This window comes from Microcystis sp. M144S2 (genome assembly GCF_020246065.1).
GTDB lineage: Bacteria > Cyanobacteriota > Cyanobacteriia > Cyanobacteriales > Microcystaceae > Microcystis > Microcystis ichthyoblabe_A.
Genome location: NZ_JADBTR010000170.1, coordinates 1 through 20,421 on the forward strand (window position 1 = coordinate 1; position 20,421 = coordinate 20,421).

Below are 20,421 nucleotides of genomic sequence, written 5' to 3' on the forward strand. Positions count from 1 at the left end.
AAGGCTTTCAAGACTCGGTTAACAATCTGTAATATTCCTTGTTGACACCCTTACTGACAAGGAAAAAACTGAAATCAAGTCAGGATAAGGGTTGGAGTGCTTACTGAAAAAATTGTTAAGAAAGATCCCTATAAGGGATAGATCAAGGGGGGCAGGGGGGAGAGGCAAAATCTATCTTCAATTTAATTATAACTACTTACTTAAAAATTCTTCGTTGCTTTCGTCCTGTTTCGGAAGAAAGAAAGTTACATTTTGTAATCTTTTGGCCGCTCAAGCTGGAACTAGGGTGAAATGGGCAGTTTGACGGTAAAGCTTGTTCCCTTATCCACTTGGCTATCTAGGGCGATTTCGCCACGGTGGAGTTCGACGCATTTTTTAACCACTGCTAACCCCAATCCCGTGCCGATAATATTTTCCACATTCTGACCCCGATAAAAGGGTTCATAGATCTTACCTCTATCTTCCTCGGCAATGCCGATACCGTGATCCCAGACTTGAAAAACAATGCGATCGCTATCTTTCCCCAAAATCAAACTAATCCCTGCTCCTGTGGGGGAATATTTAATCGCATTTAAGAGTAAATTACTTAAAATCGAGTAGAGCAGTTTCTCATCTAGATAGGGACGGATCATCAATCCCTGACTGACAAATTTAATCGGCGTATTATTTTTATTGATAAATTGAAAATCCTCGACTAAATTTAAACAAAAAGCTTCAATATCGAGCGGCTCTAGCCGACAACTTAGATTTCCAGATTCTGCCCTTGTTAAAATTAAAATATCTGTTAAGAATTGATTCATTAGTTTGACAGAAGACTGGATTCTATATAGGTTTTTTCTGCTCGACTGATCTGCATCTTTTAAACCATTTTCTAATAACTGCGAGGCGGAAAGAATCACGGTTAAAGGTGTTCGGAACTCATGGGATATCATGGAAAAAAGCTGAATCTTTAGATCAGAGATTTCTTTTTCTTGTAGTAATAATTGGTGAATTTTCTCACTTTTTTGTCGCCGTTTCTCTTGCCAAAAAACTAAAAAATAAACTCCGCAAATAATCCCAAAGCTAGTAAAAGTTCCCAATAAAACCAACAGAGAATTTTCGCGAATACTATCCCTAGAACTAGCGATGCTACTTCTTAAATTCCTTTTCTGACTAGCTTGTAAATAGGTAAGAAGATTTTGAAACTTATCCCGGATATCGACACTTTTAACCGTGATTGCATCTTGAGAAATATCATCGGATTGATCGGATTTATAGGTGGCGATCGATTGATTAAATAGAGCAATTCGCCGATACATTAAATCCCCGATCTGAGTCACCATTTCCCGCTCGAAATCCGTGCCGTTTTCTAATTGTTTAGCCAGGAGTTGCCAGTTAGATTGCATCAAAGCGATCGCCCGACGATGACGGCCTAATTCACTGGGGCTGCCAGTTTTGATATAACCCCGTCTTCCCGATTCGGCCACCGCCATGTTAGCGTAAAGATTACTGAGATTATCGATGATCTCGTAGGTAACTTCCACCTCAGCAGCGCGCTGACGCAGGGCGAGGGTATTGCGATAGGAAACTAGGCTAATAGTTCCCATCAATAAGACAGTTAGCCCGAAACCTCCCGCGATCCATTTTCCTTGTTTGAGCCAATTCATCAGCAGCAAACCGACGCTATTTCCAGCTTACTCTATCTAAATGGAGCAAGAGGACTCCCGTTAAATTTCTCCTTAATTAAAAATATACCAGAAATTAACGGGAGATGAATTGCCCCCAGAATCTAAACTAACGCGACAGCGTTTCCTAATAAGGAAAGGCTTGATTCTCAAGGTATGTATGAGCTTGACATATTTAAGCGGTAAGTGTTATAGTGGAAAGATAACACAGATGGGGTCAGGCTGATGTTAAATGTTTTAAAAGTGAGAATATACCCAAACAAAAAACAGGAACTAGCCTTAGCTAAAAACTTTGGTTGCGTCCGTTTTGTTTGGAATTACTACTTAAATAAAACTAACAATCAGTACCTAGAGACTGGTAAAGGAATGACCTACTGTGACATGGCAAAAGACCTTACCCAACTCAAGAAACAACTGGATTTTGAATGGTTAGCTGAGGCTACTGCCGCTACCTTGCAGCAATCATTGAAAAACTTAGAATCTGCTTTTAAGAACTTCTTCTCAAAAAGAACAAAATTCCCTAAATTTAAAAGTAAGCACAAAAAACAATCAATCCGTTATCCTGAAAGTTGTTCAATTAGAAATAAGGGAATTAAGCTACCTAAATTAGGGGTTGTAAAAGCTAAGATTTCTCAAGTAATAAATGGTAAGATTAAATCCGTAACTGTTTCTAAAACCAGTACAGATAAATATTTTGCTGCCATCTTGTTTGAGATGGATGACTCAACAACCATTGAAAAACTAAAAATATCAGGGATAGACCTAGGTTTATCTTCTTTAGTTACGGTTTTTGATGGTGAAACAACCTACAAGATTGACCCAATCAAACCTACCAGAAAATATGCTAAACGTTTAAAGCGGAGACAACAAGCATTGTCTCGTAAAGCCAAGGGGTCTAATAATCGCCAAAAAGCCATTAAGGAGGTAGCCAAGGTTCACGAAAAGATAGCAAATACTAGACAGGATTTTCTTCATGAACTCTCCAGAAAGTTATGCGATGAAAACCAAATCGTTGTAGCCGAGAATCTGAATATTAAAGGGTTAGCAAGGACTAAATTAGCCAAATCAATACATGACGCTGGTTTTGGTATGTTGCTTAATTTCTTGGACTACAAGCTAAAAAGAGAGGGAGGAAAACTTGTAGAAGTTGACAGGTTTTATCCGAGTACAAAACTCTGTTCTTGCTGTGGATTTAAAAATGATTTATTGACTCTCAGTATTCGTGAATGGATTTGTCCAGAATGTAAGACGCAGCACGATAGAGATGAAAACGCCGCCAAGAATGTAAGGGAAGAAGGTATGAGAATACTGTCAACAAATACCGATGGACAGTCGGAATTTCAAGCTTGGGGAGAAACTGTAAGACTCGTTGGTACTTGTACCGAAAAGCGGGTTTCTGTAAATCAAGAATCCCCCGTCACAGCGTCAGCTTGACGGCGGGAGTGTCAAGTCTAGACCATGCGAATTTTAGTAGTAGAAGATGATATGCAACTAGCCGAGATTTTGCGAGAGGCATTGAGCGAGCGACAATACGTTGTCGATGTGGCTAGAGACGGAGAAGAAGGCTGGAATTGGCTAGAATTAGGCAAATATGACCTTTTAGTTCTCGATGTCACCCTGCCCAAATTAAGCGGAACTTTGCTCTGTCAACGTCTGCGACGAGCGGAATCCCATCATCCCGTCTCTGCTAATGCCACCGTTCCCGTTTTATTATTAACCGCAAGGGATACGGTAATCGATAAAATCGACGGATTAGACGCAGGGGCCGATGATTATGTCACTAAACCCTTCGATTTGGGCGAATTAATGGCGCGGATTCGGGCCTTGATCCGACGCGGCAGCAGCACCAGCAGTGTTTTATTATCTTGGGGGGGTTTGCAGTTAAATCCCAGTACCCACGAGGCCAGTTATAACGGTCAATTTCTTTCCCTCACCCCCAAGGAATTCGCTCTCTTAGAATTACTTGTTACCCATGGGCGCCGGGTCTTAAGTCGATCGGGTATTATTGAGCGAGTTTGGTCTTTGGACGATTCTCCGGCCGAGGAAACCGTTACTTCCCATATTCGCGGTCTTCGTCACAAGCTAAAATCCCTCGGTGCGCCGGAAGACTTTATTGAAACCGTTCACGGTCTCGGTTATCGTTTAAAGTAATATCTGCCTTGGGACAGTAGACAAAATCATTTCTGCACGAAATCTGCACGAAGTTTGCAGAGGGTTTCCATAATCATCCATTAAATTAGAAAGTTAGACAGGTGCAGGACTTCTAGACAATCAGAGCGGTCAAACCTGTGACTTTCCTCTCCTAAACGGGGCTGCTTGAGATGATTTATACGCGATTTGACTATCACGGCTGGCAGATTGAATTGATCCTAGAAATGCAGGGTTATTCTTTTCAATGTTGGCGAGTGGATGGCAGGGAAGGAATTAGCGATTGCCTAGTTTATGCCACCTCTGAACAAGCTTTAGCCGCTGCCCGACGCAGAGCGGATCTAGAGTCCGCTTGTCTTGCCCTACTGCGATTTCTCAATGATATCGGCGGCCGGAATTATTATCTCAGCCGCGATGATCGCGATGCTCTTAGCCAGTCAATTTTAGAATATGCCCGTCTGGGTGGTGTTTCCTAATTTCTTCCCCGGAAGTTTTCCCCTGATTGAGAATGATTCTCGCTCCGATTTATTGATTTTCAGGCCAGTTTCGGTAATAGAATCGTGACAGTGGTTCCATTACTGGGGATAATAGCAATTTCGATCGAGCTGCCGTGTAGTTCCACGCATTTCTGCACCACCACCAAACCCAACCCTGTCCCAGCGATGTGACGGACATTTTTATATAACTGTTTTTGATCTTCTCTGCTTGGAGAAATTGCGATAAAATTAACGATCATAGCGATCAATAAAAAAATTTTATGGTTGTCACTGTTAATAATTCCCTGACACTAAGGGAATTTCTGCAATTACCAGAAACTAAACCCCGCAAGGAATTTATTGACGGTCAAATTATTCCTAAACCGATGCCCCAAGGTAAACATAGCACTATTCAAGGTGATTTAGTTCCAGCTATTAACGCCAGTCTAAAACCCCAACGAATTGCCCGTGCCTATCCTGAATTGCGTTGTACTTTTGGCAGTCGTTCTCTAGTTCCTGATGTTTCAGTTTTTCTCTGGGAAAATATTCCCCGCGATGGCGAGGGAAAAGTATTAAATACTTTTGCGATCGCTCCTGACTGGTTAATTGAAATTCTCTCTCCCGATCAAAATCAGACTAAAGTTGTTAAAAATATTCTTTATTGTCTGGATCACGGCACTCAAATGGGTTGGTTAATCGACCCTGAAGAAGAAATTATCTTTGTTTATTTTAGTGATCGAACTATCGCTATTTTTGAATCAGAAAATGCTCTTTTACCCGTCCCCGCTTTTGCTACGAATTTTCAAATCACCCTCGGTCAATTATTTGACTGGTTAAGAGGTTAACGGATTATCAGTTACCAGTTATCAGTTAAGTAGCTGGTTATAATTAAATTAAAAATGGATTTTAGGTTCGATCCCCCCTGCCCCCCTTGATAAGGGGGGTGCCGATAGGCGGGGGGATCCCCCTTAATAAGGGGGGCATCTGATAATTTTTAACGCATACCTACTTATCAGTTATCAGATATGAGTTATCAGATATGAGTTTTTAGTTTCCAGATTTGAGTTATCAGTTCACTGATTACTGATCACTGATTACTGATAACTGATTACTGTTCACTGTTTAGCCGACACTTTGAAACAATTGGGTCCAATCGAGATTGGGTGCGTCTGAGGGGGCAACAATTTCGAGAATTTTATTGTTAGCGGCGGGATAAAATAAGGATTCTACGCAAACCGAGGCCACTTTTGTGCGGGGAATATTGCCCTCAGAAAGGGTATCGGCGGATGACATTTTAATGGCATTAAGATTATCCTCGTTTTTAAGGCCGCCGGGGCGCACAATCGTGTAGGTTAAGCCACTATTGATTAAATAGTCCTCCGCTTGTTTTTTCCAGAATAAAATTAACCAAAAGAGATTGAGGGGATGGAAAAAGTTCGATACACAGAGGGAAGTAACGAGAACAAAATGTTCGATTCCTTTCTTTTTGGCGGCATCGATGAGATTTTTAGTTCCCAAGTAGTCCACTAACAAAGGTTCCGTGGGATTAAAACTCGGTCTGGCTCCCGTGGCGCATAGCAAAACGCTACAATCAGCGATGAGTGCCTCTAACTTATCGGCCTGTTGAACATCTCCGACGACGATTTCCACCCCTGCTGGCAAAATTTCTGCCGCTTTCTCTGGGTTTCTCACCAAAGCACGCACGGGAATCTGACGTTCGACTAATTGGGCAACGATTCTCCGTCCCGTTTCCCCCGTGGCTCCTGCTACAAATGCTTTCATCGCTTCTTGACCAAATAGTTTTTAACAATACGTTACACTAATCTCAATTCTACAAATTTCCCCGATCCTTTGGCGGTTAATCCCCAAATTTTTCTAACACTATCATTTGCCAGGTTTATAAGTCATGCAGTGTCCCCCCATTAACTCCCTAGCTCGCGAATCTGTAGAAGTCAAAGAAGACAATCAATTTCTCGGTTTTCAAACCCATTTTGCCGGATCTATGGATATGTATAGCAATCAGGACAAGGTTGCCGATTATCTGGGCGCTCACGAAGGTTGGTTTTGTCGTTGTGCCGAACCGATGAAAACTCTGCCCTTCGGTGACAATGGTTATATTATCACCATCGGTAAATATGGAGCTTTTGGCTATGAACTGGAGCCGAAAATCGCTGTGGTTCTGGAGCTGCCCGTCAATGGAGTCTATCATACTCGTAGTGTTCCCATTCCCGATCAACCGTTTTTGGGCTATCTAGTGGATTATCAGGCAATTATGAAACTAGAGGAAATGCCGCTATCTTCTCCTAGTCGGGAAATTGAGGCAATTTTTCGACAACAGGGACGGGATATTCCGGCGGTTATCACCCAAGTCACCTGGGAACTGCGTATGGATGTTATGGTTAAGTTTCCCAAGTTTATTCATAAAATTCCCCGTTCCATTCTCCAAAAAACCGGTGATAAACTGTTGACACAAATTGTTCGCCAAGTTTCCCCTCGCTTAACCTACAAAGTTCAAGAGGATTTTCACTCTAGCTTCAATTTACCCCTACCCCCTGCCTCCAGTCGTCTTTTCTATCGTCTCGACTCATCCGAGGGTGGGTTGCTTGCTTAGGGTTTGGGGAGTCTGTCAACAGTAATAAGTAGAGCTTGCTGATGGGAAACCAAGGAAAAATAAAGATTTGCTAACGGTGCTGGTCAGTCTAAGCTAGAATTTTAAGAAATGTTTACTTGTAAAAATAAACCTAAGACTACTTCAATATTTTATGTCTCTGCCTATCCGTAACGTTGCTATCATTGCTCACGTTGACCACGGGAAAACCACCCTCGTCGATGCACTCCTCAAACAGTCGGGAATCTTTCGAGAAGGGGAAGATGTACCCACCTGCGTCATGGATTCCAATGACCTCGAAAGAGAACGCGGTATCACCATTCTGGCCAAAAACACCGCCGTTCGTTACCAAAACACCCTGATTAACATCGTCGATACTCCCGGTCACGCCGACTTTGGTGGCGAAGTGGAACGGGTTTTAGGTATGGTGGACGGTTGTATCCTGATTGTCGATGCTAACGAGGGGCCGATGCCCCAGACGCGTTTTGTGCTGAAAAAAGCCCTAGAAAAGGGATTAAGACCGATTGTCGTGGTTAATAAAATCGATCGCCCTAACGTGGATCCTAACCTAGCCGTGGACAAAGTTTTCGATCTGTTTGTGGAACTGGGCGCCGATGACGACCAATGTGATTTTACTACTCTGTTCGCTTCCGGGATGCAAGGATTCGCCAAAGAAAGCCTCGAAGACGAAGACAAAGATATGCAGCCCCTGTTTGAGGCGATTTTACACCACGTTCCACCACCGGCCGGGGACGTTAACAAACCCCTACAGCTGCAAGTAACCACCCTCGATTACTCGGAATACTTAGGACGCATCGTTATCGGCCGCATCCATAACGGCGTAATTAAAGCTGGTCAACAGGCAGCTTTAGTAAAGGATACGGGCGCGGTTGTCAAGGGTAAAATAACAAAACTTCTTGGTTTTGAGGGCCTCAAACGGGTGGAACTAAACGAGGCCAGCGCCGGTAATATCGTTGCTGTGGCTGGTTTTGCCGACGCTAACATCGGAGAAACCGTAACTTTAGCCGATGACCCGCAAGCTTTACCCCTAATTAAAGTCGATGAACCGACCCTACAAATGACCTTCTCGGTGAACGATTCTCCCTTTGCCGGTCAGGAAGGCACTTTTGTCACCTCGCGGCAAATTCGCGATCGTCTGATGCGAGAATTAGAAACTAACGTCGCCCTACGGGTGGAAGAAAGTGATTCCGCCGAGAAATTCCTGGTTTCGGGCCGGGGAGAACTGCATTTAGGCATTCTCATCGAAACCATGCGTCGGGAAGGCTACGAATTCCAAGTATCGCAGCCGCAGGTTATCTATCGGGAAATTAACGGTCAACCCTGCGAACCCTACGAATACCTCGTTTTAGATGTACCCGAAGAAGCGGTGGGTTCCAGTATCGAACGTCTCGGCCAACGGAAAGGGGAAATGCAGGATATGCAGACGGGCAGCAATGGCCGTACTCAATTGGAATTCGTGATTCCGGCCCGGGGTTTAATCGGTTTCCGGGGCGAATTTATCCGTCTGAGTCGCGGTGAGGGGATTATGAACCATAGTTTCCTCGAATATCGTCCTTTCTCCGGGGAATTAGCCACCCGTTACAATGGCGTGATTACTGCCTTTGAGGAAGGAGTGGCCACTTTCTACGCCCTCAAAAACGCCGAGGACCGGGGGGTATTCTTTATTACTCCTGGGACAAGAGTGTATAAAAACATGATTATCGGCGAAAGCAACCGGCCCCAGGACGTGGAGATCAATATCTGCAAAACTAAACAGTTAACTAACCATCGTTCCGCCACCGGGGATGAATTGGTTCAGTTACAATCCCCCGTGGATATGAGTCTCGAACGCGCCCTCGAATACATTGGACCGGATGAGTTGGTAGAAATTACCCCGAAATCGATCCGTCTGCGTAAATTACCGGTGAAAAAGTTAGCCAAACGTTAATCGGTTTTGACAAAATCTGGCGGCAATTTGGCCATGGCCATTGCCGCTAAAAGAGGCCGCAATGGCTCGAAGATGATCGGTAATTGGTTAAGATTGAGATCTAACAAAGAAATCCACTCAGATTTTCAACAAAACTGAGATGATAGAAAAAAGTGCCTTGAGTTTGAGGGTAAAGAATCTGCTGTGAGCTATTCTGCTACTTTGATGCGACATCCGATGTTTCCCGCCGCGTCGGACAGCAATCGTCTTCGTCTCTTTTCGGGATCCGCTAATGTATCTCTTGCCCAAGAGGTGGCCCGTTATCTGGGCATGGATGTGGGTCCGATGATTCGTAAACGTTTCGCCGATGGTGAATTGTACATCCAGATTCAGGAATCGATCCGGGGCTGCGATGTCTATTTAATTCAACCCTGTTGCAATCCCGTCAACGATCACTTGATGGAATTGTTGATCATGATTGATGCCTGTCGTCGTGCTTCTGCCCGACAAATTACCGCCGTAATTCCCTATTATGGTTATGCTCGCGCCGATCGCAAAACCGCCGGCCGGGAATCGATCGCCGCTAAACTGGTGGCTAATCTGATCACGGAAGCGGGGGCAAGTCGCGTGTTGGCCATGGATTTGCATTCGTCCCAAATTCAAGGTTATTTCGATATTCCCTTCGATCACGTTTACGGTTCCCCGGTGGTGGTGGACTATCTTCTCAGTAAACAATTACCCGATATCGTCGTGGTTTCTCCCGATGTGGGTGGGGTGGCTAGGGCGCGGGCTTTTGCCAAAAAACTCAGTGATGCTCCCCTAGCAATTATTGATAAACGCCGGCAAACCCATAATGTGGCGGAAGTGATGAACTTGATCGGCGATGTTAAGGATAAAACGGCGGTTTTAGTCGATGATATGATCGATACGGCTGGTACGATCGCTCAAGGGGCGCAGTTACTGAAAGCCAAGGGGGCGCGACAGGTTTATGCTTGTGCCACCCATCCGGTTTTTTCTGGTCCTGCGATCGAGCGTTTATCCAGTGGTATAGTCGAGGAAGTGATCGTTACTAACACGATTCCCGTCCCCCAAGAACATTTTTTCCCGCAACTGAAAGTCTTGCCGGTTGCCCCGATTCTGGGTGAGGCCATATGGCGCATCCATGAGGACAATTCCGTGAGTAATATGTTCAAATAGATGGCCGAATCCCCCTAAAACTAGGGGGAATTTTTATATTTATTTTCTTGACATTAATTCTGATTTGTGGCAGCGTCGGGGTTGTCAAGTCCTCCCAGACGATTGAAGGGCCAAAAACGCACCACGGCGCGACCGATTAAGTTTTCCCGAGGAACGAAGCCCCAAGCGTGGGAATCATAACTATTATTGCGATTATCGCCCAAAACCAAATATTGATCGGGGGGAACTGTCACCGGTCCGTAAGTATAATTAGGTTCTTCGGCGATATACTTTTCCGCTAAAACTTTACCGTTGACGTAAACTAAACCGTTTTTGACTTGCACCTTATCCCCCGGCAGTCCAATCACCCGTTTAATAAAAGCATCCTGAAAATTTTGAGCTTTTAGAGCGGCTGTCGGACTAAAAACCACTATATCACCCCGTTCTGGCTTCTGAAAATGATAGCTAACTTTTTCGATAATTAGGCGATCATTAATCTGGAGAGTCGGTTCCATGGAAGAAGAGGGAATATAACGGGCCTCAGCCACAAAAGTGCGGATGCCAAAGGCCAAAATTCCAGCCGTGACAATGGTTTTAACTGCTTCTAGCCAAGGATTTTCTTGGGGTACGGGAGGGGGAGAAGGTTTTTCGGATTTATGGTTCAAGCTTTCAGCCATAGAATTTTAACTTTTGAGAAGGATTAAGCTAATGCGCTCTTTAATGTTCTAGTTTAGTGATAGTAGCAGCGTAGATAATATTTTAAGACAATCTCCCTACATCTACTGGATCACTGTTAATTTGTCAAGGCCGCATTCTGCTGCTGGAAGGGGAATTTCCTCGGGGGGTAGAAAAAGGTAAGATTAGTCTATCAAAAAAGAGAGTTTTTCGCCGCTATTAAAGGAAAAGCGTTAGAATTCAACAATTAGACACCTATCTCCCTTAAAAGTCGCTTCTACATCACTACTTAGGTCTATGTTTGCACAAATTCCCGAACGCTCGATGCACTATCTGCGATGGGTTGTGACCATCGCTTGGTTAATTCTGATATTTTCTCTGTTTTTTGACCCGATTTCGGCAAAATTAACCGATACTAACAATCTTGCTAGTCCCCTGAGAGTTGATCCCGATCTGTGCATTAAAGTCCAGGGAGTTTGCCTACCCCAATCCTCCTATCAGTTAGGTGCGCCGATTTTTTGGGGAATAGTGGTTCCTAGTGGCATTTTTATCCTATTAGTATTCGGTCACGAACTCTGGCGGCGTATCTGTCCTTTATCCTTTCTTTCTCAAATACCACGCGCTTTGGGTAAACAGCGTCAGAAAAAACAGACCGATAAATCGGGAAAAGTCCGCTCTGAAATCTATAAAGTGCCGAAAAACTCTTGGTTAGCTCGGAATTATCTCTATCTACAATTCAGTCTGTTATTTTTGGGTTTATGCGGACGGATTCTCTTTTATAATTCCGATCGCTTAGTCTTGGGTAGCTTTTTAATCTTTACTATTCTAGCGGCGATCTTTGTGGGTTATTGGTATGGGGGCAAATCTTGGTGTAATTATTTCTGTCCCATGAGTCCGGTTCAAAGGATTTACGGTGAACCGAGGGGTTTACTAAATAGTACCGCTCACGAAGACAGTCGCGGTGGCATTACTCAATCCATGTGTCGTATTGTCCATGAAGATGGTAGCGAACAAAGTGCCTGTGTTGCCTGTCAAAGTCCCTGTATCGATATCGATGCGGAAAGATCCTATTGGGATGGGATTAATAACAGCGATCGCCAATGGCTTTATTACGGTTATTTTGGTTTAGTTTTTGGCTATTTTATCTATTATTACCTTTATGCTGGCAATTGGGACTATTATTTCTCTGGAGCTTGGGCGCACGACGAAAATCAACTAGAATCCCTCCTTAAACCGGGTTTTTATCTTGCCGGTCAGGCAATTGCGATTCCGAAGTTGGTAGCTGTTCCCTTAACTTTGGCAATCTGCACTTTTTTGGGTTACTTTCTCGGTAAAAAAGTTGAAAATGCCTATAAAGTCTATAGAATCCGTAAAAAGTCGCCTTTAACTACGGAAATTATCCGTCATCGAGTCTTTACTGTCGGAACTTTTCTGATTTTCAATTTCTTCTTTATTTTCGGTGGTCGTCCTTTTATTAATCTTTTGCCAAAATTTTGGCATTATTTCGCTAGTATTTTACTGGCTGTTTTGAGTAGTTTATGGTTATATCGCACTTGGACAAGGAATCCGGGTCTTTACCAACGGGAAGGACTAGCGGGAAGATTGCGTAAACAGTTGGGTAAACTGGGTCTCGATACGGCTAAATATCTCGATGGGCGATCGCTGGAAGCTTTGCAGGCGGATGAGGTGTATGTATTGGCCAAGATACTGCCGGATTTCACCCACCAGAAGCGTTTAAAAGCCTATAAAGCCGTGTTAAAAGAGGCTTTGGAGGAGGGATATATTGACTTCGGCCACAGCCTCGAAATCCTGCAACAAATGCGCCTAGAGTTGACGATTACCGAGGCAGAACATCAGGCAATTCTAACAGAGTTGGGTGTGGAATCGGCCGAACTTCTCGATCCGGAAAAGCAGTATAGTCGCGAGGATTGGTTACGTTTGCAGAGTTATCGCGATGCTTTGTTGGAAAGTCTCTTGGTGACTTGGAAAAAAGACCCCGATCGCAAGGTGGGATCGGAATTGCTGGAAGTGTTAACCGGTAAGAGTTCCAGGGAGGCGATCGAGCATTTATTGACGGAATTGCCGGCCGCGGAAACGGGAACTGTCGAGTCTTTGCGTCGCCAGTACGGAGTTACTGGTCAGGAGGAGGAAACGATTCTCCATCGTCCTTTGGCCCATCAATTATGGCAAAATATCGCCCGCGCTTTTCAGGTCTTCGATCGTCTATCTTTTAGTAGTGAGAGCGATCGTGATCAACAGGAAAAAATTTTATTGGAAAGATTCCAGCTATTCGATAGCGATGGTTCGGGACAAATTAGTCTTGAGGAGTTAAAAGCTTGTCTTCAGGCGATCGAACCGGGGGTGACAGACAAGGAAATCGAAGCTATGTTACAACAGGCCGATACAAGTCGCGATAATCAGATTAGTTTTCCGGAATTTCGCGATCTACTCCACCAATTCCATAAATAAACTGTCGGCAACTATTGCGTCGGTCATGAATTCCAAGACATTAGGATTCTGATAGCAAATTAAATTGTATTCAGTGCAAATAGAGAATCAAGTTAGCTGTCACCTTGATGGTGGGAGCTTTTTCTTTTTTTAGCCAATACAGTGCTTCTGTTCCCCCCTCAAAGGTTACGGTTAATTAGTTGGGCTGAAAGATTAAGTAGCTGGTTATAATTAAATTAAAAATGGATTTTAGGTTCGATCCCCCCTGCCCCCCTTGATAAGGGGGGTGCCGATAGGCGGGGGGATCCCCCTTAATAAGGGGAGCATCTGATAATTTTTAACGCCTACCTACTTACCTGTGATGATAACATGGGCTTTACTTGTCCCAGCCATTGCCAAGATTTGCCATTGTATATATTCAGGTTTAATGGGGCTAATTTTCTCTATTTCTAGATAGTCTTTGGGAGTAAAATAAGCGTGACTTTTACTGGCTGTCATGGTGTTTATTTTGCTTATTGTTAGTGTTCTAACGGACAATTAAGCCAAATAATTGAGTCTAAATCAGTCTGATTACCTTCAGTAATTAGCTTTCGTATCATTTCAATATAATTAAAATTACTCTCGAATAAAACAAAACGTCTATCTAAAGAAGCGGCCGCTAGTCCCACGGTTCCTGAACCAGCAAAGGGATCTAAAACCACATCACCTTTAAAAGAGTAATAATTAATCACTTTTTCTGCCAATTCTACGGGAAAAGCGGCGGGATGTTTTGAGTTAGTGACTGGGTTAATCTTCCAAACATTAGTGCGTTCATAACCATCGGCAATTTTTGAGACTTTTACTACTTCTTGATCGGGATGATTACGAATATGCCAATCGATGAGTAAATCCGTGTGTTTACGATAGACTAAAACGTATTCAGTCACCGGCACGGTTTTGTATTGGAGAGGGTTTCGATCGGCGGCAAATCTGCGCCCTCTACCAGTTGCCCACCCTGCTCCCTCTGGTTTTAGCCAAATAATATCATCAATAAAGTCGTAACCTTCTTCAATAAAAATTCGATGCAAATCAAAGGGAACAGCAATACGTTTAGAAGCTTGATTACGCGAAGCGCGACGCAACAGCACGGGAGAAATATTAATGACAAAAAAACGTCCTTCACTCAAAACTCGATGACATTTTCTGATCACCTGTCGCAGCTTCAATAGATAGCTTTCGTATTCTTCAAATTCCGAATATTCTGGGCGAGCATTAAAATAGGGTGGTGAGGTAAAGATTAAATCAACACTTTCTGCGGGCATTTCCTCCAAAAGTTCGCTACAATCACCAAATCCGATGGTATTTCTCAGAGAGGAAAGCTTATATTCTTTTTTAGTTTTCTTGGGGGTTTCTAATTTAGATTCATCCTGTTTTAACAGACGAGCGATAATAATTTCAGTCCGGGTTGTCCTATCGGCTAAAATTTCGGTGGTGTAGGCATCGATCACCACTTCCCCAACGGTTTTTTTCTGTTCATTACATAAAGGAACTCGCCAAATATGATATCTGTCATCCACTTCTGGTAAACCTAATTTAATCGCATTAACTAAATTTATTTCCCGCAACCAATTAAGGACAATTTCTTTAGCTTCTGCCACCGTGCGAAGCAGATAACCGCGCTTGTCCGATACCAGTTCTTTTTCCATGTCATTACTCTAGTTCTCTCTAGAATTCTAGCTGATTATTATCCAAAAAACTAGGAGAGTCTCAAGATAGAAATTGGCCACCCTTTAAAAATTCCACATTTCTAACACTTTTCCCGTAATTGTTTGATTTAACCAGAAAGTATTATGACTGAGGGAGTGAAGATTATTTGCCGTTACTTTCCAGCTTGCTTGGGGATGAAAAAGAATTGCTTCTGCGGGATTACCGGGGTTGAGAGATGCCGGTTTTTGTTGTAAACAATGACAGGGATTGAGACTCAGCGCTTGCCATAATTGTAAAGCTGATAATTGCCCGGTTATTACTAATTTTTCCCAGAGTAGCGGTAAAGCTAATTCTAACCCGATCGCGCCGGGGGGTGCTTCTGCAAAAGAGACGGTTTTTTCTTCGTAGGTATAGGGACGATGATCGATCGCGATTGCATCGATAATTCCCTCCTTAATTGCCGCAATTAACGCCTTGCGATCGCTTTCGTTGCCCAAGGGGGGAGCGAGGTGTAAACTGGGATGATAGCTGGCGATCGATCCTGTATTTAAGAGCAGATGCAACCACGTCACACTAGCGGTTATCGGCAATCCCCGCATTTTTGCCTCGCGAATTAATTCCACTCCTCGACGGGTAGAAATTCGCATTAGGTGAACAGGTGTATTAATTTCGCCGACGATTTCTAAAATTGTGGCTAAAGCAGTGGTTTCGGAAATAGCAGGATCTCCGGGTAAACCGAAGCGAATCGAGGTTTCTCCCTCACGCATGACTCCATTACCCTTTAATTGCTGATTTACCGGGGAAAGGGCGATATTTTTACCGAAGGGTTTTAGGTATTCCAATAAGTTCCGCAACAGTCCCAAATCTTCCAGACTGCGATTATCGGTAAAACCCACCGCTACAGGCATTAAATCGGCTAATTCGGTCATTTTTTGCCCTTGTCTTCCTAGGGTAAGACTTGCCCAAAAATGCAGACGGGCCGATTTTGAGTCAAAAAACCCTTGACTTTTTTGCTGTAATGTGCTAATGAGTGCGGGTTGATCGAGGGGAGGGAGAGTATTGGGGAGAATTGCCACCCGGGTGCAGCCTCCGGCCGTGGCCGCTTTGAGCAAAGATGCGAGGGTTTCTCTGTCCTCGTGGCCGGGTTCCCCAGAATGACTGTAGAGATCGACTAATCCGGGAGCAAAAATACAGTTTTGACCGGAAATATAGTTACTATTTTCTCTTGGGGGAAGCTGAGATTCGATCGCTTTAATTACCCCCTCCTCAATCCAGACATCGGCAATGCGATCGGTTTGTGTCAAGGGGTCAAGGACTCTAACCTGTTCTATAATTGTCGAGGATTGGCTATTCACGCAGACTATTTAAAACGTCATTTTTTCCTCTGGCAGTATATCACGTTAAGTAAAAAGTAAAAAGCAAAAAAGCTGAGTTCTCGGTTAGGTTAGGGGACGATAAGTTAGAATATTGATCAACTACGGTTAATCTTTATTTTAATTGGCCGATCCACCCTAAGCAGAATTGATAGCCGAATCATGCAGTCAGAACTTTTTACTTTTAATTATCTTGAAGGATTTAATCGGGGAACCCCGCGATTAGTTTCTTTTCGAGATTTAGTACCAGAAATCACCAGCACCAGTTATCTAACCCATGGCATCTATTATTATCCTGCCAAATTTATTCCCCAAGTGGTGAGATTTTGCCTTGATAATTACACTAAAAAGGATGATTGGATTATCGATCCTTTTGCTGGTTCAGGTACGGTGGGTTTAGAGGCTAAACTTTGTCAAAGAAATGCGGTTTTAACTGACCTGAATTATCTTTTAAACCATATTATACCGATTAAGATCACAGAACACCAAGAACCATTGAGTTACTCAGAGTTAGATAAAAAAATCTTAGAAGTTTTTGCCAGCAAGGATAAATTTATCCCTCAGTGGTCAAATTTAAACTATTGGTATCCAGAGGATATTTTAGTAGTTTTACAGAAACTTTGGGCAGGTCAAAAAAATCTAGAAACTGATTTGTATTCCCAGATTATTCAAGCGGTTTTAGTGAAAGTTAGTAAACAGTTTTCCTATGCAGAACATACCAAACCTAAATTATTTCAATCGAAATACAAAAAATCAGATATACAAGAACTATTACAAAGAGATTGGCAAGAGGAATTAAAACGAACGATTAAAGAGATGAGTTTTGAAACTTTAACCAGCGTTAATCAATATATTACCGTAACTTGGGGCAATTATAATCAGGTGCTTTTTTATGGGGGAGTAGATAGTGCCACTTTTGAGATCGATCAAAATCTAGAGTTAGATTGTTTAATTAGTTCACCCCCCTATCTGCAAGCACAGGAATATATCAGAACAGCAAAACTAGATTTATATTGGTTAGGATATACAGAAAAAGAAGTGCAAAAAATCTCTAAGCTAGAAATTCCCTACCGACAGGCTACCAGATTAATCGAAACTGAAACCTTAAATCAAGTGAGATCCAGTTTAGAGAAAGAGAATTTACATAAAATACTCGATTCCTATTTTTGTCACACTATCAACGCTTTAGAAAATGCCACCAGAAAATTAAAACAAGCTGGGAAAGCTTGCATTTTTGTCGGTAATCCAAAAGTGGATGGAGTGGAAGTAGAAACTTGGCGAATATTACAGGAATATTTTCAGGAAAATGGCTTTATTTTTAATACCGTCTTTGAGGATAGAATTAAAACCAGACAATTATTCAAATCTCGCAAGAATAAAAATCCTGATGGCATGAAATCCGAATATTTACTAATCTTAGAGAAAAGGTAGGTCTAGTTTATAGCGTTTCCCATTCACAAAAGGTACATTCTCGATCTTGAAAAGCTTAATCAGCAAAACTTTAAGTGTGCCGTACAGGTACGAGAACCCCTATATTATGTGTAAAAAACTATGTATCTAAGCACAATTAATTACACATCTAAGCCACTACTCCGTCAGACTTCTGTGGTGGTGAGCAAACAGAGAACTGAAAACTCAAATCCGATCCCTAATAGCTTTATCCCGTCTCCCGTCTCCTGTCTCGACTAGGAAATTAATTTTGCATGACTACTTATGTAAACAACAGGCTTCGATCGTTGAGATAGCGATCGCCCTTGAGGTTCGGCGATTGCAGCTTGGGTAAACATTTAGGGACTTGCGCTTTGATAATAGAGTTCTTGCATAATTAATTCTTGAGAGTTCAAAAATGACAAAAATAGACATAAAACTGCATAAAATGCCTAAATGGAGCATTTAATCGATTAATGCTTATTCTTAATTCTCCCGACCACCGGCTCCTAACCCCACCAACAAACTTTTTGCCGCAAACCCTAGCTTAACACCATAGTTCGGGAACCCGTACCGATCGAGCCGTTGTCAGGGGGCCTTCTATTTCGGTAAATTAGCACTCGTAAGGTAAGAGTGCTAATCTGGAAAAGACACTTACCCAAATATAAGACAAACGGAGGATATTCCATGGCTGCAGTCAGCATCAACGTAACAACTGTTAAACCCCTAGGCGATCGAGTTTTCGTTAAAGTTAGCCCCAGCGAAGAAAAAACCGCCGGTGGCATTTTCCTTCCCGACGCCGCTAAAGAAAAACCCCAAATCGGGGAAGTTGTGGCCGTCGGCCCCGGCAAACGCAACGATGACGGTAGCCGCACCCCTGTGGAAGTGGGTGTGGGTGACAAAGTTCTCTACTCCAAATATGCCGGAACCGATATCAAACTTGGTGGCGAAGAATTCGTTCTCCTCTCCGAAAAAGACATTCTCGCCGCCGTTTCCTAATCATCTACCCTTGAAAACCCCTATTTTGCACGAATAACGATACATTATGGCTAAATCTATTATCTACAACGAAGATGCTCGTCGCGCCTTAGAAAAAGGCATGGATCTTCTGGCCGAAGCGGTGGCCGTCACCCTTGGCCCCAAAGGTCGTAACGTCGTCCTCGAAAAGAAATTTGGCGCGCCCCAAATCGTCAATGATGGCATCACCATCGCTAAAGAAATCGAACTGGAAGACCATATCGAGAACACCGGTGTGGCTTTAATTCGCCAAGCCGCCTCAAAAACCAACGATGTAGCGGGTGATGGTACTACTACCGCCACCGTTCTCGCTCACGCTATCGTTAAAGAAGGTTTACGCAACGTCGCCGCCGGTGCTAACCCGATTTCTCTGAAAAAAGGTATCGATAAAGCTGCCGATTTCCTCGTCAGTCAAATCGCCAAACACGCGAAACCCGTAGAAGATTCCAAAGCGATCGCACAAGTGGGCGCTATCTCTGCCGGTAACGATGATGAAGTCGGTCAAATGATCGCCTCGGCCATGGATAAAGTCGGCAAAGAAGGCGTAATTTCCCTAGAAGAAGGGAAATCGATGACCACCGAACTAGAAATCACCGAAGGGATGCGTTTTGACAAAGGTTATATCTCTCCCTACTTTGTCACCGACACCGAACGCATGGAATGCGTTTTTGAGGATCCCGCTATTCTGATTACCGACAAAAAAATCGGTTTAGTACAGGATTTGGTTCCCATTCTCGAACAGGTGGCCCGTCAAGGTAAACCCCTAGTAATTATCGCCGAAGACATCGAAAAAGAAGCTTTGGCAACCCTAGTGGTTAACCGTCTGCGCGGTGTTCTTAACGTCACTGCGGTGAAAGCTCCTGGATTTGGCGATCGCAGAAAAGCGATGTTAGAAGATATCGCCGTCTTAACCGGTGGTCAAGTCATTAGCGAAGATGCGGGTTTAAAACTGGAAACCACTAAAATTGACAGCTTAGGTACGGCCCGTCGTATCACTATGAACAAAGATACCACCACCATCGTCGCCGAAGGAAACGACGTGGCAGTGAAAACCCGTTGTGAGCAAATTCGCCGTCAAATCGAGGAAACCGATTCTTCCTACGATAAAGAAAAACTGCAAGAACGTCTGGCTAAATTAGCCGGGGGTGTGGCAGTGATTAAAGTCGGTGCCGCTACCGAAACGGAAATGAAAGACCGCAAATTGCGCCTAGAAGACGCAATTAACGCCACTAAAGCAGCCGTAGAAGAAGGTATCGTCCCCGGTGGTGGTACTACTTTAGCTCACCTGGCTCCCCAATTGGAAACCTGGGCCAAAGAAACCCTCCAGCATGAAGAATTAACCGGTGCTTTAATCGTTTCTCGCGCCATTGCTGCCCCCTTAAAACGGATCGCTGAAAATGCCGGCCAAAACGGTGCAGTTATTGCCGAACGGGTGAAAGAGAAGCCCTTTAATGTCGGTTATAATGCCGCTACCGGTGAGTTCTCCGATATGTTTGAGGCGGGTATCGTTGACCCCGCTAAAGTGACTCGTTCTGCCCTACAAAATGCCGCTTCTATCGCCGGTATGGTTTTAACTACCGAGTGTATTGTGGTGGATAAACCGGAAAAAGAAAAATCCGCTCCTCCCGCTGGCGGTGGTGACTTCGACTATTAATAATTAGGGTTTGCTGAAAAAGTACGGGCGAAGCATTCGGGCAATAACCTATCGGTGAAACCGTAGATTTTTTATCCGAATGCTTCGCCCCTACAGGACGCGGGCCGATGAAGACGCAAGGTTTTGAAGCACGATTCTCTC

Annotated in this window: 18 protein-coding genes; 11 read left to right on the plus strand and 7 right to left on the minus strand. The window is 43.6% G+C overall.

From position 1 onward, the window contains the following. Positions 1-281 precede the first annotated feature (281 nt). Positions 282-1,646 (minus strand): sensor histidine kinase, encoded by a 1,365-nt coding sequence (locus IM462_RS19400; protein WP_287701368.1) that lies wholly within the window; start codon positions 1,644-1,646, stop codon positions 282-284. A gap of 243 nt (positions 1,647-1,889) precedes the next feature. Between IM462_RS19400 and IM462_RS19405 the strand changes: the two genes are divergently transcribed. The 3 genes from IM462_RS19405 (at position 1,890) to IM462_RS19415 (ending at position 4,288) form a co-directional block, all read left to right on the plus strand. Further along, positions 1,890-3,098: an RNA-guided endonuclease InsQ/TnpB family protein gene (locus IM462_RS19405; RefSeq protein WP_287701370.1), complete on the plus strand. Its 1,209-nt coding sequence runs from the start codon at positions 1,890-1,892 to the stop codon at positions 3,096-3,098. 24 nt (positions 3,099-3,122) lie between these two features. Continuing rightward, on the plus strand, positions 3,123-3,815 hold the full coding sequence (locus IM462_RS19410) for a response regulator transcription factor (RefSeq protein ID WP_002801205.1): 693 nt from the start codon (positions 3,123-3,125) through the stop codon (positions 3,813-3,815). Positions 3,816-3,985: 170 nt separating this feature from the next. Further along, complete coding sequence (locus IM462_RS19415; protein WP_002801203.1) at positions 3,986-4,288, plus strand: hypothetical protein; 303 nt, start codon at positions 3,986-3,988, stop codon at positions 4,286-4,288. A gap of 59 nt (positions 4,289-4,347) precedes the next feature. On the opposite strand, the gene IM462_RS19420 is transcribed toward IM462_RS19415, so the two are convergent. Next, a complete protein-coding gene (locus IM462_RS19420) occupies positions 4,348-4,548 on the minus strand; it encodes an ATP-binding protein (RefSeq protein ID WP_287701373.1) in 201 nt (66 codons plus the stop codon). A gap of 21 nt (positions 4,549-4,569) precedes the next feature. Here IM462_RS19420 and IM462_RS19425 point away from each other — a divergent pair, with 21 nt between their 5' ends. After that, positions 4,570-5,133 (plus strand): Uma2 family endonuclease, encoded by a 564-nt coding sequence (locus IM462_RS19425; protein ID WP_150976256.1) that lies wholly within the window; start codon positions 4,570-4,572, stop codon positions 5,131-5,133. Between the two features lie 277 nt (positions 5,134-5,410). Here IM462_RS19425 and IM462_RS19430 read toward each other — a convergent pair whose 3' ends face one another. Beyond that, the gene (locus IM462_RS19430; RefSeq protein WP_002740403.1) at positions 5,411-6,070 is read right to left on the minus strand and encodes an SDR family oxidoreductase; all 660 of its coding nucleotides are present in this window, start codon (positions 6,068-6,070) and stop codon (positions 5,411-5,413) included. Between the two features lie 124 nt (positions 6,071-6,194). Here IM462_RS19430 and IM462_RS19435 point away from each other — a divergent pair, with 124 nt between their 5' ends. The 3 genes from IM462_RS19435 (at position 6,195) to IM462_RS19445 (ending at position 10,020) form a co-directional block, all read left to right on the plus strand. Then, positions 6,195-6,899, plus strand: coding sequence for a DUF1997 domain-containing protein (locus tag IM462_RS19435; protein ID WP_287701376.1), 705 nt, complete (start codon positions 6,195-6,197; stop codon positions 6,897-6,899). 151 nt (positions 6,900-7,050) lie between these two features. Further along, positions 7,051-8,844: a translational GTPase TypA gene (gene typA, locus IM462_RS19440; protein ID WP_002803668.1), complete on the plus strand. Its 1,794-nt coding sequence runs from the start codon at positions 7,051-7,053 to the stop codon at positions 8,842-8,844. 204 nt (positions 8,845-9,048) lie between these two features. Further along, entirely contained in the window at positions 9,049-10,020 is a 972-nt protein-coding gene (locus IM462_RS19445) for a ribose-phosphate pyrophosphokinase (RefSeq protein WP_172456653.1), read from the plus strand. 53 nt (positions 10,021-10,073) lie between these two features. Here IM462_RS19445 and lepB read toward each other — a convergent pair whose 3' ends face one another. Continuing rightward, positions 10,074-10,676 (minus strand): signal peptidase I, encoded by a 603-nt coding sequence (gene lepB, locus IM462_RS19450; protein WP_287701378.1) that lies wholly within the window; start codon positions 10,674-10,676, stop codon positions 10,074-10,076. A gap of 295 nt (positions 10,677-10,971) precedes the next feature. Between lepB and IM462_RS19455 the strand changes: the two genes are divergently transcribed. Then, positions 10,972-13,143 carry an EF-hand domain-containing protein gene (locus IM462_RS19455; RefSeq protein WP_287701380.1) on the plus strand — a complete coding sequence of 724 codons (2,172 nt, stop codon included), beginning with the start codon at positions 10,972-10,974 and terminating at the stop codon, positions 13,141-13,143. A 327-nt stretch (positions 13,144-13,470) separates the two neighbouring features. On the opposite strand, the gene IM462_RS19460 is transcribed toward IM462_RS19455, so the two are convergent. From IM462_RS19460 to IM462_RS19470, 3 genes are all read right to left on the minus strand, one after another. Next, on the minus strand, positions 13,471-13,620 hold the full coding sequence (locus IM462_RS19460) for a hypothetical protein (RefSeq protein WP_287701382.1): 150 nt from the start codon (positions 13,618-13,620) through the stop codon (positions 13,471-13,473). 20 nt (positions 13,621-13,640) lie between these two features. Then, positions 13,641-14,807 (minus strand): DNA-methyltransferase, encoded by a 1,167-nt coding sequence (locus tag IM462_RS19465; protein ID WP_287701384.1) that lies wholly within the window; start codon positions 14,805-14,807, stop codon positions 13,641-13,643. Between the two features lie 84 nt (positions 14,808-14,891). Then, the gene (locus IM462_RS19470; RefSeq protein ID WP_287701386.1) at positions 14,892-16,163 is read right to left on the minus strand and encodes a dihydroorotase; all 1,272 of its coding nucleotides are present in this window, start codon (positions 16,161-16,163) and stop codon (positions 14,892-14,894) included. Positions 16,164-16,343: 180 nt separating this feature from the next. Here IM462_RS19470 and IM462_RS19475 point away from each other — a divergent pair, with 180 nt between their 5' ends. The 3 genes from IM462_RS19475 (at position 16,344) to groL (ending at position 20,280) form a co-directional block, all read left to right on the plus strand. Next, positions 16,344-17,612, plus strand: a complete 1,269-nt coding sequence (locus IM462_RS19475) for a DNA methyltransferase (RefSeq protein WP_287701388.1) — start codon at positions 16,344-16,346, stop codon at positions 17,610-17,612. Positions 17,613-18,296: 684 nt separating this feature from the next. After that, entirely contained in the window at positions 18,297-18,608 is a 312-nt protein-coding gene (gene groES / locus IM462_RS19480) for a co-chaperone GroES (RefSeq protein WP_002737272.1), read from the plus strand. Positions 18,609-18,654: 46 nt separating this feature from the next. Beyond that, positions 18,655-20,280: a chaperonin GroEL gene (gene groL / locus IM462_RS19485; protein WP_002755764.1), complete on the plus strand. Its 1,626-nt coding sequence runs from the start codon at positions 18,655-18,657 to the stop codon at positions 20,278-20,280. Positions 20,281-20,421 lie beyond the last annotated feature (141 nt).

What these genes read in the sequence shown, in the direction of transcription:
- IM462_RS19400 (WP_287701368.1), bottom strand. Translation starts at nt 1,646, where the DNA reads ATGAATTGGCTCAAACAAGGAAAATGGATCGCGGGAGGTTTCGGGCTA.
- IM462_RS19405 (WP_287701370.1), top strand. Translation starts at nt 1,890, where the DNA reads ATGTTAAATGTTTTAAAAGTGAGAATATACCCAAACAAAAAACAGGAA.
- IM462_RS19410 (WP_002801205.1), top strand. Translation starts at nt 3,123, where the DNA reads ATGCGAATTTTAGTAGTAGAAGATGATATGCAACTAGCCGAGATTTTG.
- IM462_RS19415 (WP_002801203.1), top strand. Translation starts at nt 3,986, where the DNA reads ATGATTTATACGCGATTTGACTATCACGGCTGGCAGATTGAATTGATC.
- IM462_RS19420 (WP_287701373.1), bottom strand. Translation starts at nt 4,548, where the DNA reads ATGATCGTTAATTTTATCGCAATTTCTCCAAGCAGAGAAGATCAAAAA.
- IM462_RS19425 (WP_150976256.1), top strand. Translation starts at nt 4,570, where the DNA reads ATGGTTGTCACTGTTAATAATTCCCTGACACTAAGGGAATTTCTGCAA.
- IM462_RS19430 (WP_002740403.1), bottom strand. Translation starts at nt 6,070, where the DNA reads ATGAAAGCATTTGTAGCAGGAGCCACGGGGGAAACGGGACGGAGAATC.
- IM462_RS19435 (WP_287701376.1), top strand. Translation starts at nt 6,195, where the DNA reads ATGCAGTGTCCCCCCATTAACTCCCTAGCTCGCGAATCTGTAGAAGTC.
- typA (WP_002803668.1), top strand. Translation starts at nt 7,051, where the DNA reads ATGTCTCTGCCTATCCGTAACGTTGCTATCATTGCTCACGTTGACCAC.
- IM462_RS19445 (WP_172456653.1), top strand. Translation starts at nt 9,049, where the DNA reads ATGCGACATCCGATGTTTCCCGCCGCGTCGGACAGCAATCGTCTTCGT.
- lepB (WP_287701378.1), bottom strand. Translation starts at nt 10,676, where the DNA reads ATGGCTGAAAGCTTGAACCATAAATCCGAAAAACCTTCTCCCCCTCCC.
- IM462_RS19455 (WP_287701380.1), top strand. Translation starts at nt 10,972, where the DNA reads ATGTTTGCACAAATTCCCGAACGCTCGATGCACTATCTGCGATGGGTT.
- IM462_RS19460 (WP_287701382.1), bottom strand. Translation starts at nt 13,620, where the DNA reads ATGACAGCCAGTAAAAGTCACGCTTATTTTACTCCCAAAGACTATCTA.
- IM462_RS19465 (WP_287701384.1), bottom strand. Translation starts at nt 14,807, where the DNA reads ATGGAAAAAGAACTGGTATCGGACAAGCGCGGTTATCTGCTTCGCACG.
- IM462_RS19475 (WP_287701388.1), top strand. Translation starts at nt 16,344, where the DNA reads ATGCAGTCAGAACTTTTTACTTTTAATTATCTTGAAGGATTTAATCGG.
- groES (WP_002737272.1), top strand. Translation starts at nt 18,297, where the DNA reads ATGGCTGCAGTCAGCATCAACGTAACAACTGTTAAACCCCTAGGCGAT.
- groL (WP_002755764.1), top strand. Translation starts at nt 18,655, where the DNA reads ATGGCTAAATCTATTATCTACAACGAAGATGCTCGTCGCGCCTTAGAA.